Origin of the sequence: Paenibacillus sp. p3-SID867, from assembly GCF_025142895.1 — a bacterium.
Classification (GTDB): Bacteria; Bacillota; Bacilli; order Paenibacillales; family Paenibacillaceae; genus Paenibacillus_AQ.
In genome coordinates this window covers 186,403-199,676 of the sequence record NZ_JAMBDM010000011.1, presented here as the reverse complement: position 1 = coordinate 199,676, position 13,274 = coordinate 186,403, and the positions used below count along the sequence as shown (strand labels likewise).

At 49.8% G+C, this 13,274-nt stretch carries 12 protein-coding genes; 10 read left to right on the top strand and 2 right to left on the bottom strand.

What is annotated here, in order from left to right; genetic code table 11:
* Window positions 1-10: 10 nt before the first annotated feature.
* The 8 genes from M4D81_RS22770 to M4D81_RS22735 all read left to right on the top strand — a co-directional run bounded on the left by M4D81_RS22770 (window position 11) and on the right by M4D81_RS22735 (window position 9,138).
* Window positions 11-1,351, top strand: coding sequence for an ABC transporter substrate-binding protein (locus M4D81_RS22770; RefSeq protein WP_260068139.1), 1,341 nt, complete (start codon window positions 11-13; stop codon window positions 1,349-1,351).
* 107 nt (window positions 1,352-1,458) lie between these two features.
* Window positions 1,459-2,352, top strand: a complete 894-nt coding sequence (locus M4D81_RS22765) for a carbohydrate ABC transporter permease (protein WP_071217869.1) — start codon at window positions 1,459-1,461, stop codon at window positions 2,350-2,352.
* Window positions 2,352-3,188, top strand: a complete 837-nt coding sequence (locus tag M4D81_RS22760; RefSeq protein WP_260068138.1) for a carbohydrate ABC transporter permease — start codon at window positions 2,352-2,354, stop codon at window positions 3,186-3,188. Before M4D81_RS22765 ends, M4D81_RS22760 begins: the two co-directional genes overlap by 1 nt.
* A 25-nt stretch (window positions 3,189-3,213) precedes the next feature.
* The gene (locus M4D81_RS22755; RefSeq protein WP_260068137.1) at window positions 3,214-5,940 is read left to right on the top strand and encodes a GH36-type glycosyl hydrolase domain-containing protein; all 2,727 of its coding nucleotides are present in this window, start codon (window positions 3,214-3,216) and stop codon (window positions 5,938-5,940) included.
* 78 nt (window positions 5,941-6,018) lie between these two features.
* Entirely contained in the window at window positions 6,019-6,903 is an 885-nt protein-coding gene (locus tag M4D81_RS22750; RefSeq protein ID WP_260068136.1) for a hypothetical protein, read from the top strand.
* A 101-nt stretch (window positions 6,904-7,004) separates the two neighbouring features.
* Window positions 7,005-8,093: a 3-phosphoserine/phosphohydroxythreonine transaminase gene (serC, locus tag M4D81_RS22745; RefSeq protein ID WP_260068135.1), complete on the top strand. Its 1,089-nt coding sequence runs from the start codon at window positions 7,005-7,007 to the stop codon at window positions 8,091-8,093.
* Window positions 8,094-8,223: 130 nt separating this feature from the next.
* Complete coding sequence (gene trmL / locus M4D81_RS22740; RefSeq protein ID WP_071217873.1) at window positions 8,224-8,688, top strand: tRNA (uridine(34)/cytosine(34)/5-carboxymethylaminomethyluridine(34)-2'-O)-methyltransferase TrmL; 465 nt, start codon at window positions 8,224-8,226, stop codon at window positions 8,686-8,688.
* A 195-nt stretch (window positions 8,689-8,883) separates the two neighbouring features.
* Window positions 8,884-9,138: an AbrB/MazE/SpoVT family DNA-binding domain-containing protein gene (locus tag M4D81_RS22735; protein ID WP_009595823.1), complete on the top strand. Its 255-nt coding sequence runs from the start codon at window positions 8,884-8,886 to the stop codon at window positions 9,136-9,138.
* 281 nt (window positions 9,139-9,419) lie between these two features.
* On the opposite strand, the gene M4D81_RS22730 is transcribed toward M4D81_RS22735, so the two are convergent.
* Entirely contained in the window at window positions 9,420-10,505 is a 1,086-nt protein-coding gene (locus M4D81_RS22730) for a phosphodiester glycosidase family protein (RefSeq protein ID WP_260068134.1), read from the bottom strand.
* A complete protein-coding gene (locus M4D81_RS22725) occupies window positions 10,502-10,909 on the bottom strand; it encodes a hypothetical protein (RefSeq protein ID WP_071218139.1) in 408 nt (135 codons plus the stop codon). The genes M4D81_RS22730 and M4D81_RS22725 overlap by 4 nt, the downstream gene beginning before the upstream one ends.
* A gap of 381 nt (window positions 10,910-11,290) precedes the next feature.
* On the opposite strand from M4D81_RS22725, the gene M4D81_RS22720 reads away from it, so the two are divergent.
* Together M4D81_RS22720 and M4D81_RS22715 are read left to right on the top strand one after the other, a co-directional pair.
* Window positions 11,291-11,947, top strand: a complete 657-nt coding sequence (locus M4D81_RS22720) for a DNA-binding response regulator (protein WP_076324451.1) — start codon at window positions 11,291-11,293, stop codon at window positions 11,945-11,947.
* A gap of 109 nt (window positions 11,948-12,056) precedes the next feature.
* Window positions 12,057-13,271 carry an aminotransferase-like domain-containing protein gene (locus M4D81_RS22715; protein ID WP_260068133.1) on the top strand — a complete coding sequence of 405 codons (1,215 nt, stop codon included), beginning with the start codon at window positions 12,057-12,059 and terminating at the stop codon, window positions 13,269-13,271.
* The last annotated feature ends 3 nt before the right edge of the window (window positions 13,272-13,274 follow it).

The following is a 13,274-nucleotide window of genomic DNA, read 5'->3' as shown; positions in this document are numbered from 1 at the left end:
GGGTAAAGAAATGATTAAGAAATTATCAGCAATACTTTTGGCGGGTGCTCTGACTTTCTCGCTAGCGGCTTGCGGAAGCAGCGATTCGGCCGATAAAGGTACACCTGCGAAAGGTGATAAAAAGGTCATCAAAATTTTACACTGGAAACAAGATAACATCAATAAAGCGGTTGAAGAGATCAACAAGAAATTTGAAGAGAAATATCCCGAGTATAAGATCGAGTATACCACTACGGGTCCTGATGACGAATACAAACAGGCGCAGAGAGCGAGAATTACCGCTAATGACGTCGACGTTTTGGCTGATTTATCGGGTATGAGACTCTCCCCGCAGGAATGGACACCGGGTGCGAAAGTGCCTGATTGGCAGCAGTGGATCGATACAGGCTTGATCGCCGATTTGTCCGACCAAGCCTTCATTAAGAATTATAATGCTAACGATATCGAAAAAGCCGGAACTTATAACGATAAAGTGTATGCTATCCCAACGGGCAAGGTTGCGATGTCCGGCCTGTTCTACAATAAGGAAATCTTCGAACAGAATGGATTGAGCGTACCGAAAACATGGTCGGAGTTCATCAAGCTGAACGATGACCTGAAAGCCAAGGGCATTACCCCGATTGTTGTTGCTGGTAAAGACGTATGGCCATTGAAACTTCCTGTTTTCGCCCTGCAAGCTAAAATTCTGGGCGGCGGAGATCAGCAGAAATGGATTGAAGGCGTTTGGAAAGGCGAGACGGCTTACAACGATGAAGAGGCAATTGAAGTATTGGAAAAAATGAAGACGCTTCAAGACAATTACATGATTGACGGATTCATGGGGATTGATTACGCAACGGCGCCTTCCTATTTTGCCACAGGAAAAGCAGCGATGCTGGCTGATGGCTCTTGGGATGCTCCAACCGTCGCAGCAGCGAATCCGGAGCTGAAATTCGGTTACTTCCCGCTTCCGGCTACGGAAGATGCAGCCAAGAATGCCTCCTTTGTCGGCAAGTATGACGTAACCTGGTATGCTGCCGAGAAGGGACCGAACAAGGAAGGGGCTCTAAAATGGCTTGAGTTCTTCTCCGAGCCGGAAAATTACACAACTTTCGTGAAAGCTGCCGGCTTCATCCCGACACAGGATAACATTCAGACGGAGAGCGACTTTATTGACAATGAATTGACTCCATATCTCGGAGAGTTCGAATTGGCGTACGAAATCATGATGATTAACCGTCAAAATATTGGCGAGCATCTGGCTGCAGAAGGCGTTCATACGGAATTCCTGGCACCGGGCGGCCCATACAAAACAGCAAAAGAGCTGGCTGACATTCAACAAAAAGAATGGGAAGCTGCCGCTCCAAAATAAAGCTTCTTCTATTATAAAGAGACCTATATAGAATGAACCATACTGTAGTCGGGGTCTGTGCAGCAGGCCCCGACATTTATTGAAATGGGATTTGCGAGGTGAGAGAGATGTATCCATTTGGAAAAGGATTTAACCGATTCATCCCCTTATTGCTGCTGCTGATACCGATGGCGCTTTACATCGTCTTTTATTTTGGACCATCGATCCTGACGGTCATTTATTCCTTTACCGATGTCAAGAACCTCCCGGGCAGCACGTACCAATTTGTCGGGCTGGATAATTATAAGGAATTATTTTTCTCGGGGAACTCAGGAGAACGGTGGCGTTCCATCGTAAACACCCTGATCTTTATGTTCGTTGTTACGATCGTGCAGAACGGGGTCGCTCTGTTTATCGCCGTCATCATTAACCAGCGCCTGAAAGGCGATTACTTCTATCGTGCCGTATTCTTCCTGCCGGTAGTTCTGGGCGTAGCCGTCGTCGCTCTGATCTGGGGGATGATGTTCGATCCGTTAAACGGACCGGTTAATCGCCTTTACGACGCGCTCTTCGGCTATCAGGACATGTTCTTCGGGAGCTTTACTCATGCGTTCGGCTATATTATCTTCGTCCAGATTTGGATGTACATGGGCTATTCCATGCTGATCTTTCTGGCCGGGCTCCAATCGGTCCCTAAAGATTTATACGAGGCGGGGCATATTGACGGGACCAACAAGTGGCAGTCTTTCCGTCACATTACCTTCCCCCTGATCGCACCGTCCTTCACCGTGAATATGCTGTTATCCATCATTGGCGCCATGTCGACCTTTGATATCATTTTGGCGACAACGGACGGTCGCTTCAATACAAGGACGATGGCGTATGACGTGTACAAAGAGACATTCCGGGGAAGTTTGGAAATGGGCCTTCCTTCAGCGTTATCCGTTGTTCAGTTCCTGATTATTCTCCTCTTTGTTGTGGTGGCGGTCAGACAGACGCGTAAGAGAGAGGTGGAGTATTGATGCGAAATTCCAAAACCACGCAAATTCTTTCTTACGCCGTCGTAGGTTTGCTGCTGATTCTGTATGTCGTTCCGCTGCTGCTTGTATTCAATGTATCGCTCAAATCCTTCAACGAGTATCTGCTCAACCCGATCGGAATCGTTCAGAACATGGAATGGGGCAATTATACGCAAGCATGGTCTGAAGGCAATTTCGCCGGTTATTTTGCGAACAGCTTGATATATACGGTAGCGGCGACGCTGCTGACCATCATTGTGTCGTTGTTTGCGGCGTTTCCGGTAGCGCGCGGATATGTGATGTGGAGCGGCTTTATTTATATGTTCTTTTTGCTGTCCCAGTTTCTTCCGAATCCGATGGTGGCCCAGTATAAACTCATGCTGTCCTTCAAGGAGAGCGTATCGTTCTTCGGGTATGATACCAAGCTCGGTTATATCTTGCTGAAAACGACGGGAACGGGCGTTGTGTTCATGATGTTTGTCGGCTACATCAAGTCGATTAGCCGCGATTTGGATGAGGCCGCAGGAATGGATGGTTCCGGTTATATCCGTTACCTGTTCCAGATCATTCTGCCGCTGATGAAGCCGGTTATCGCAACGGGCGTCATTCTGACCGCGATCGGAATTTGGAATGATTTTGTCGGCCCGATCATGTATCTCCCGAGTCCGTCCAATTATCCCATTACGTTCGGCCTGAAGGAATTCAGGGGGCAATACGGGAATAACTGGCCGCTGCTTGCATGCGGAATTACGATCGTAGCCGCACCATTGATCATTCTGTACACGTTCATACAGAAATATCTGGTGGACGGGGCGCTGGCGGGAGCCGTCAAAACCTAAGGCATAGAGGGGGAGAAATCGCGATATGAAATCAACAGGATGGAAGTTTGAGGGGAAGCAGGGTGTCTTTAAGATAAGTCATCCCGAACATCATAACTATTTATATTTTCCTTTAGTGAATGAGGCCGGCATGATGTCGGCCGTCACGCCGAATCTTCACGGTGAAATGACCAGCAGTCATAATACGTTTTTCATGCCGCCCGTTTCGGTGGAGGATCTTCACAATTCCAAGTCCGCGCGTAACTTTTGGGTGCATGTTGACGGGCATGGCGCATGGTCCGTAACCGGCAATTCAGCCAAGCAGAATGCAAGCCGGTTCATGAACGAGGAAGAAGAAAGCCAGTTGGAAGCCGGGTTTTTATGGCATAAGCTGACGAGGATTAATGGGGAGGCCGGACTGCAAGCGGAAGTAACGAGTTTCGTTCCGGTAACGGATGACCAGGTCGAATTAATGAAAGTGAAGCTGATCAACGTAGGTGAGCAGACGCTAAAACTGACCCCTACCGCGGCGATCCCGCTGTATGGCCGTTCGGCAGACGACCTGCGGGACCATCGCCATGTGACATCCCTTCTTCACCGGATCTTTGTCCATCGTAAAGGGATCGAGGTGCAGCCTGCTCTCTCATTTGACGAGCGGGGTCACCGTATCAATCACGTATCCTACAGTGTGCTGGGTGCGGAAGCGGACGGTGCGGAGCCGATCGGTTATTTTCCGGTGCTTGAAGAATTTATTGGGGAAGGCGGCGCGCTCGATTGGCCTGAGGCGGTCATTGCCAATAAGCCAGAAGGCGCACAGGCAGGAGACTCCGTGGAAGGGTACGAGGCTATAGGAGGTCTGCGGTTTGCGGAGGTTCATTTGCAGCCGGGTGAATCCAAGGTCTTTGTCATGGCAATGGTTATTTCGGAGGATCGCGCAGACACTGAAAGGCTGTCCGAAACGTATTTATCGGAGAGACGATTTGATGAGCTGCTTGCGCAGAATGAAGCCTATTGGAATGATAAACTGAATGCCGTATCCTTCCAGACCGGTGATCAGCAGCAGGACCTGTGGATGAAATGGGTAACCTTGCAGCCGATATTGAGACGTCTTTATGGCAATTCATTCCTTCCTTATCATGACTATGGCCGTGGGGGACGTGGATGGCGTGACCTATGGCAGGACTGCCTGGCATTAATGATCATGGAACCGTCCGAGGTCCGGTATCTGCTGCTTAATAATTATGCGGGTGTACGGATTGACGGAAGCAATGCAACGATTATCGGGACAAAGCCCGGTGAGTTCATCGCTGACCGGAACAACATACCGCGCGTGTGGATGGATCACGGTGCTTGGCCATTCATGACCACGCTGCTTTATATGGATCAGAGCGGGGATTTGGATTTCCTGCAGCAGCCGCAGACCTATTTCCGCGATGTATTCGTGAAACGCTGCCAGGAGAAGGACATCGGATGGCTGCCTGAGCACGGGAATAAGCTCTTAACCGTGGACGGTGAGATATATGAAGGTACGATACTGGAGCATATGCTGCTGCAGAATCTGGTTCCGTTCTTTAATGTAGGGGAGCACAATAACATCAAGCTTGAGGGGGCAGATTGGAATGATGGTCTTGATCTTGCCCCGGATCGAGGCGAGAGCGTAGCCTTTACTGCGTTCTATGCAAGCAATTTGATGCAGCTTGGCGATCTGCTGCTGGCATGGCGGGACAGCGAAGGCGTGGAGTTAATTGAAATAGCAGAGGAAATGGCCGTGCTGCTCGATTCGCTAACGGCTCCCGTCTCATACGACGATGTGCAGGCGAAGCTGGGGCTGCTTGATCAGTATTATGAGTCTGTTAAAGTCTCCGTGACCGGAAACAAACGAAAGTTTAGCGTGGCGGATGTTGTGCAGGATTTGAAACGGAAAGCCGACTGGATCATCGGGCATTTGCGCGACAAAGAATGGATGACGAGCCAAGAAGGATATTCGTGGTTTAACGGTTACTACAATAACGATGGAGAGCGCGTGGAAGGTGATCATCCCCTTGGCGTCCGGATGACGCTCACTGGTCAGGTCTTTGCTACTATGGGCGGAATAGCGGACAATGAACAGGTAGGGCAAATAACGAAGGCAGTTGATCGGTATTTAAAAGATCCGAGCATCGGCTATCGCCTGAATTCGAACTTTGGCGAGATTCAGCAAAATCTCGGGAGGGCATTCGGGTTCGCATTCGGCCATAAAGAGAATGGAGCTATGTTCAGTCATATGAGCGTCATGTACGCTAACGCTCTCTATAAGAGAGGTTTTGTCCGAGAGGGATACGAGGTACTGCAATCGATTTACGATTTAAGCAATGACTTTGAACGCAGCCGCATGTATCCGGGTATTCCCGAGTACATCAACGAGAAAGGGAGAGGGATGTATCCCTATCTTACGGGGTCGGCAAGCTGGCTCTTGCTGACCATGCTGACCGAGGTTTTTGGAGTAAAAGGAAATCTGGGACATCTGCTCCTGGAGCCCAAGCTCAGGCCTTCGCAGTTCGGAGCCGACGGCACTGCCGTTGTGCATACGCGGTTTGCGGGTAAAGAGCTTCAGATTGCATACAGCAATCCGAAGCGGCTGGATTACGGAAGCTATACGATTCAATCGGTTACGCTGAACGGCGAGAAGATTCAGCTGCGCAGTCAGAAGCAGGAGTCTGCCGAATTGGATCGCAGCTTGCTGTCCGCGTTATCCGATGACGAGTGTCAACGGATTCTTGTCGAGCTTGCCTGACACACGAGCATACAATATTTCGGAAGCCCTGGCAGGCAATTCGGCCGGGGCTTCTTCATCATGAATGGAGCGATTGTTTTGGGACATCAATTAGCAAACGGACAATTGGAAGTTGATATTGCGGAAATCGGCCGTTATCAAGGCACGCGTTTTGACCGGACCGGTTTCATTACCCAGGTCAAATTAACCAAGAGCGGTCACACATTCTGTGTACACGAGTTTGCGGAGGGTTTTAACGCTCAGGGCGGGTCTGGATTGTGTAACGAGTTTGGACTGCATGAGGGGATGGGGTATGCAGAGGCCGAAGTAGGAGGGTGGTTTCCTAAATTAGGGGTAGGGCTTCTTAAACGGGTCAGCGAGGACCCGTATCACTTTCAGTATACGTATCCGGTGGAACCGTTCGATGTGGATATCACTTCGGATGATGTGAGCATTTCCTATACGATTCATCCTAAGAACGTCAAGGGGTATGCGGCAAAGCTCGTTAAGAAAATCTCGATTCAGGACACGGCAATGACGATAGATTATGAGCTCTGCAATGAAGGAAGCCAGAGGATCGATACGGAGGAGTATATTCATAATTTCATAGGGATTAACGAGGAGCTGGTAGGACCAGAGTATAAGCTGAAGTTACCGGTTCCTGTCCGTTTTACGGAGGTCGAATCGGATTATACATCGGATCTGCTATCCGTTCAGGATTGCGAGATAGGCTGGAACGCCAGACCGAACAAGCCTTTTTACGGAAGAATACAAGGCTTTAACGGCAGCGAGTTTCCTTATTCATGGGAGCTAACACACACTGCCAGCAGGGCGGGAGTAAGGGAGATCAGTGATTTTCCGGTTGCGTATATGGCTCTGTGGGGGATGGGCCATGTCATCTCGCCGGAAGTGTTTATTCAACTGAGCCTGGCTCCCGGAGAAAAGAGAACCTGGAGCAGAAAGTATCAATTCTTCTGTTGGTAGCCGGACAATTTAATGTGAATAATTACACTTGAAGGTCTATGGGATTGTTGCTATGATTAGCGTTAATTAGCATTCATAGTAGAGAAAGGGTGGAGAGTCTTTTGAGCAAGAGAGCATACAATTTTAACGCAGGACCTGCTGCATTGCCGCTTGAAGTGTTGGAGCGCGCCCAGGCCGAATTCGTCAATTACGGGGATACCGGCATGTCGATCATGGAAATGTCGCATCGCGGTGCTGTGTATGAAGCCGTTCATAACGAAGCGCAGGAGCGCCTGCTGTCCCTGCTGGGGAATCCATCCGGCTACAAGGTGTTGTTCATCCAGGGCGGTGCAAGCACACAATTTGCGATGATTCCGATGAACTTCCTGGGACAAGACCAGGTTGCGAACTATGTAATGACGGGAAGCTGGTCTGACAAGGCGATTAAAGAAGCCAAGCTGATCGGCGAAACTCATGTGGCGGCCTCTTCCGAGGAGAGCAAGTACATGGCTCTGCCTAGCCTTAAGGACATCCAGCTGTCGGATCGTGCAGCTTATCTCCATCTTACGTCCAATGAAACGATTGAAGGTACGCAGTTTAAGGAATTCCCGGATACCGGCTCGGTGCCGCTTATCTGTGATATGTCGAGCGATATTCTCAGCCGTCCGTTCGATTTGAACCAATTCGCCATGGTTTATGCGGGTGCCCAGAAGAACCTGGGGCCGTCCGGCGTTGCGGTTGTGATCGTTAGAGAGGATATGATTACAGATTCTCCTAAACATCTGCCGACTATGCTCCGTTACAATACGTATTTGAAAAATAACTCGCTGTACAATACGCCGCCGTCATTCGGCATCTATATGATCAACGAAGTGCTGAAGTGGATTGAGGAGAAGGGCGGCCTGCAAGGCGTTCAAGAGATGAACCGCAAGAAAGCCGCACTCATCTACGATGCCATCGATCACAGCGAAGGCTTCTACCGCGGCTGCGTGAATGCAGAGGTGCGTTCCGATATGAACATTACCTTCCGTCTTGCCTCCGAGGAGCTGGAGAAGGAATTCGTGAAGGCTTCGGAGCAAGCAGGCTTTGTCGGCCTGAAGGGTCATCGCAGCGTCGGCGGTTTGCGCGCTTCGGTCTATAACGCCGTTCCGTACGAGAGCGCTCAGGCGCTCGTAGAATTCATGCAGCAGTTTAAGAACAGTCACAGCTAATATCATACAAGATTACACCATGATAACCTTCCGCCGATTTACGCGGAAGGTTATTTCTGGATATCCCGGGAAATCGGGAAGGAATCGGTTATAATAAAAATAAAACAGAAGAAAAGGTGGACTTATCAACATGGCATTACACATCGTACTAGTCGAACCGGAAATTCCAGCCAATACGGGCAATATCGCCAGAACTTGCGCCGCAACCGGCACACATCTGCACTTGGTCCGTCCGCTCGGCTTTAATACAGATGACAAAACCTTGAAACGGGCCGGGCTGGATTACTGGTATGCCGTACATATTGAATATCATGATTCCTTTGAGGAGCTGCAGGCACTCTATCCGGAAGGACGCTATTTCTACGCCACGACGAAGGCAACCAAGCGTTATATGGACATTGATTATCAAGACGGGGATTTTCTGGTGTTTGGCAAAGAAACCAAGGGATTGCCCCCGGAGCTATTGGCCGCGAATAGCGACCATTGTATTCGCATGCCGATGACGGATAAGGTGCGTTCTTTGAATTTATCCAATTCTGCAGCGATTATGGTATATGAAGCACTGCGTCAATTGGATTTCCCGGGCATGGAATAAGTTCTGCAAAACTTTGAGTTTTTTGGGGAATATCATCCAGTATACCTAGTTGATATTGAAAAAAACTAAGAAATTCTTAATTTCCAGCAGGATTCGACAACTTTTCATCGAACTATTATACTAGGCCCTTGTTATCAGTTCTGAACTGTGGTGTCAGAAATCACTTGTTGAAAATGAAAGAGGTGTACAATCGTTATGAAACCTGCTGGTGTTGTTCGTAAAGTGGATCAGCTGGGGAGAATCGTTCTGCCTAAGTCTCTACGCAAGAGATATCAAATGAACGAGGGGGATCCCGTAGAAATTCTTGTACAGGGGGACCATATTATATTGGAACGCTATCGTCCGAAATGCGTCTTCTGTGGTTCTATGGACGGAGTAAGCGAGTTTAAAGAGCGCTATATCTGTTCACAATGCATGTCCGAAATGCAGCAGCTTCCGAAACATGCCTAGTACCTCAAATGAATTACCTTCTGCGCATCGCTTATGAGCGATGCCTTTTTTGTCCCCTGAAAAAATAAAACTCCCCCGATATACGAGGGAGACGCCTTACAGGCCTTTGGTTTTATCATCATTGTATGACGCGGTCCAAATGCCAACCATATAAAGGGCGAATACGAGCATGACGATCCAAAATGTTAATGAGAAAGACATCCTTGCCACCTCCTGCTAAGCTACTCTTTATTATAACCACCTTGGGCAAAAAAATAAATGAGAATATCAAGCCGGCTCCATTATTTGAAAAATAAGAAGTGCGTAGGTACCGGACGCAGACTTCCGTCCGATGGTTTGTTCACGACGCGGCCGTTTAGGATTAGGGATGCGGACCCGCCGCCATCCAGATTATAAGCATCGATCACGCCCAGCTTTTTAAGCTTGTTTTGCAGCTCTTGCAGCGTGGCTCCCGATTTGCCTTTCTCATCATATCCTTCGGTAACCAGGATGAGCAGCTGATCGTCCTTGTAGTTGCCGATGACGGTACGCGGTGCCCGGCCGGGGGTCGTTCTCCATTTGTCGGGAATTGTCGTTTTGCTGCCATTTTGGAGCAGCACGGGGACAAAGGTAGCACCGAACATGGGATCGAGCCGGTCAAGCTCGCTCTGGCTGTAGAACTTGCCACCGATCAGCTTGCCGGATTTGCTCATGCCGACAAAGGCAAGATCCTTAAAGCTCGGTTGAAACCCCGAGACGTATTTGCCATCATAATAGGTCGTGCTCAGTGGATGTCTGCCCCCATTCCCGTCAGCGTATCCACCGGCATTAATTCCCGCGACCGCACCATGCCGGCTTACGGCACGCATGGTGGTTTCGACGGACCCGGGTCTGCCGCTTTCGCTGCCAAGTGACATCTTCATCGCGGAAGGATCCTTCAGTTTGACCTTCATCGCATAGCCGTGATAGGTGCCCGGATTGATCTTGTACAACTCGATTCGAATCCGGTCACTGTTGACCGTTTCAATAGGGACACCCAACTTGGTTGTGATCCTTCGATTATAGATTTGCTCCGGGCGCGCGGCTTGCGATTCCGCTGTTTGCAGAATGGTTCCCACTGTGGCCGTCGTCTGCCGATAGAGCTTGGCCGTTTTTTCAATGGAGGATATCGTCTGTTCCGCAGAGACGGCGGCTTGATCCAAATCCTGTTTGATCGCGGCTGATTGTTCCGATATGCTGCCGGATGGTATGTACTCGGCGGTGTCGTGCGACAGACGCGGCGGTTCCGTGATTAACCACATACACAGCAGCATTCCGATAAAAGGAGCAATGGCCAGCATAAACGTACGGTTTAACTGCTTGGGACGGATATACTTCAGTTTTCTCACTTCAGCAGCTCCATCTTGCGTTCCAGCTCTTTCAGCTGTTTCTCAACTTGGCTTAGTTGACTGTACAGCTTGTTGCTGTTGTCCGTTTTGCCGCTAGCCTGATCCTTGGTAAAGGTCAGCAGCTCATTAAACGACTGAACCTTGCTCTGCATTTCGTCCATTTCCTGAACCAGCTCGTTAAACCTTTGGTCGTACTCTGCTTTGAATGACGCCATTTCCTGGCGCGTATCCTGCTGCAGCTGCACCACAACTTGCTCCTTCAAGTGATTGCTATATAGGTAGGCTGCGGTGGTACCCAGCCCGATGAGAACAATCCAAAATACCCAGAACCATTTGGTGGATGGCCCCTTTTGCTGCACTTCCTCACGGGATTTATAGGGGGTATTGTGTTCCTGCTCCAACATTGGCATTTCATCACCCCTCAAAAACTATCATTTTTTCCAAATTTCATTCTAACATGTCAGAATTACTTTCGCAAAGACGAACCAATAGCACTTGTTTTTATGAAAAATAGATTGCCTAGAAAGATAGAGTGGGATACAATCTGTATAGATTTGATTATCAAATAGGATACATATAAGACATTCGCCATGCATACCGTCAAAGGCCCTGCGCCTATAGGATTAATTAACCTATTTTCTATACGTATAACGGCTCTAAATTGCGTCTATCCATATCTGCAAACAACGAAGATTCGCAATACCGGTTATGTAAGAAATTGACGGCGCTTACTTAATAGAGATACTAGAGATTCAAGTTTGTTGATACAGGAGGTCTATTAGAAAATGAATCAGGTTTGGCGGGTAGTTATCGTCGGCAGTCAACCTACAAGCATGCTGGGAACAAAATTGATTTTGGAAGAGCAGCAGGATCTGCTCGTTGAGGGAATGACATCCTCGGATTCAGAAGGGCTTCGCATGGTCGGGGATTTGCTTCCTGACTTGGTACTATTGGATTATCATTTGTCGGAACATACCTCGGAAGCCGTATTGGAGCAGATGAAGCAGCTGTCCCCGAAGACCCATGTCGTCATTATGACTGACAATGATGGCCTTCCTTTACTGCAATCCTTGATCAGCCGCGGGGCAAGCGGCCTGTTGTCCAAGCAGGCATCCACATTTCAGCTCATACATATGATTACCGGACTCCGGGAAGGCGTTGCCTCGCTGCCGCTCGACTGGGTAAGGCAAGGCATCTGGCCATTAACGGCCTCTGCAATGAACGAAGGCGGACTCCAGCTCTCCGAGACGGAGGCTTTTATAATGGAACGGATTGTCCAGGGCATTACATACGACAAAATCGCCATGGAAATTCAGGTGAGCCGCCGCTCGATTGACAATTACCTTCGTAAAATCTACGTGAAGCTCGGGGTATCCACCCGTGCACAGGCGATCGAGAAGTATGCGCTGTATACCCGTCAAGGCAGGCAAATATATGCCTAATGCAGGATTAAGGTATAATATATACATATCAGGAATACCTTTTAGAGGTTGTTAAGAGGCTCCTGAATACAAAACCGAGGTTTTGATAACGGTTAGAGGAGGGACTTCCATGCAGTATTCCTTTGCTTCCCGTGCACAGACCCTTTTGTCATCCCCGCTGCGCGATATCAGGGAACTTGCGAAGCGGGATTCTTTTATTTCCTTGGCAGAAGAGCTGCCGGCCGAAGAGTTATTTCCTTTGCATTCACTGGCAGAAGCGGCGACCTCGGTGCTCTCCGAGGACCCGCTCGCCTTGCAGTACGGTGAGGCCGAAGGCTATGGACCGCTGCGCGAGTGGCTGAGCGAGAACTTTTCCCGCCGTAAAGGCCTGAGCATTCAGCCGCAGCATATTCTGCTGACTACGGGGACGCAGCAGGCCATCGATTTGCTGGTCAGGGTGTACGTGGACCCGGGCGATCCGGTGCTGGTGGAGAACCCCACCTCACCGGGACTGCTCCAGGTGCTGCGTCTCCAAGGTGCCGTCATCGTGCCTGTGGAGGGAGATCAAGACGGGATGCTGCCGGAGCACCTGGAGGCCATGATCCGGCAGCACAAGCCGAAGTTGCTTATGGCTGCGCCCAATTTTACCAATCCGACAGGCGTGATGTGGAGCTTGGAGCGGCGTCAGCAGGTGCTGGAGCTGTGTATCTCGCATGGACTTCTTATCGTGGAGGATGATTCTTACGGCGATCTTTATTTTGCGGACGCCAAGAATCCGAAACCCCGAATTCCTTCCATCTTCTCACTAGAGGAGCCGCAAGGAGGACATGTTCTGTATGTGGGCTCGTTCAGTAAAACGGTAGCGCCGGCGCTGCGTACGGGATGGGCTGCCGGGAACCGGCGCTTGATTGAGATGATGACGGCCGTGAAGCAGATGGCCGACTGGCAATCCAGCATGCTGAACCAGCGGATGCTGCACCATCTGCTGGAATCGAAGCATTTCAAGCTGGAGGACCATATCGGCATGCTCAATCGGGAATACGCAACGAGGCTCAAGCTGATGGTGGAGCTGCTGAAACGCAGCGCATGGAAGGAGTCGAAGTATGCGGTGCCTCCCGGGGGAATGTTTCTCTGGGTACAGCTGCCTCCGGGCTTGGATGGGGATGCGCTCCTAAGAGCCGCTCTATTAAAAGGAGCCGCTTTCCTGCCAGGCTCGATGTGCTCGGCGGCAGATCGTACCCGTGAGTGTATCCGGCTGAATTTTACGCACCCGGGGCGGGATGAGCTGCTGCTCGGCATGAATCTCATCAGCGAAGCCGTGATGGAATTTACAGCCCGGAATTAGACA

What these genes read in the sequence shown, in the direction of transcription:
- M4D81_RS22770 (WP_260068139.1), top strand. Translation starts at nt 11, where the DNA reads ATGATTAAGAAATTATCAGCAATACTTTTGGCGGGTGCTCTGACTTTC.
- M4D81_RS22765 (WP_071217869.1), top strand. Translation starts at nt 1,459, where the DNA reads ATGTATCCATTTGGAAAAGGATTTAACCGATTCATCCCCTTATTGCTG.
- M4D81_RS22760 (WP_260068138.1), top strand. Translation starts at nt 2,352, where the DNA reads ATGCGAAATTCCAAAACCACGCAAATTCTTTCTTACGCCGTCGTAGGT.
- M4D81_RS22755 (WP_260068137.1), top strand. Translation starts at nt 3,214, where the DNA reads ATGAAATCAACAGGATGGAAGTTTGAGGGGAAGCAGGGTGTCTTTAAG.
- trmL (WP_071217873.1), top strand. Translation starts at nt 8,224, where the DNA reads ATGGCATTACACATCGTACTAGTCGAACCGGAAATTCCAGCCAATACG.
- M4D81_RS22735 (WP_009595823.1), top strand. Translation starts at nt 8,884, where the DNA reads ATGAAACCTGCTGGTGTTGTTCGTAAAGTGGATCAGCTGGGGAGAATC.
- M4D81_RS22725 (WP_071218139.1), bottom strand. Translation starts at nt 10,909, where the DNA reads ATGTTGGAGCAGGAACACAATACCCCCTATAAATCCCGTGAGGAAGTG.
- M4D81_RS22720 (WP_076324451.1), top strand. Translation starts at nt 11,291, where the DNA reads ATGAATCAGGTTTGGCGGGTAGTTATCGTCGGCAGTCAACCTACAAGC.
- M4D81_RS22715 (WP_260068133.1), top strand. Translation starts at nt 12,057, where the DNA reads ATGCAGTATTCCTTTGCTTCCCGTGCACAGACCCTTTTGTCATCCCCG.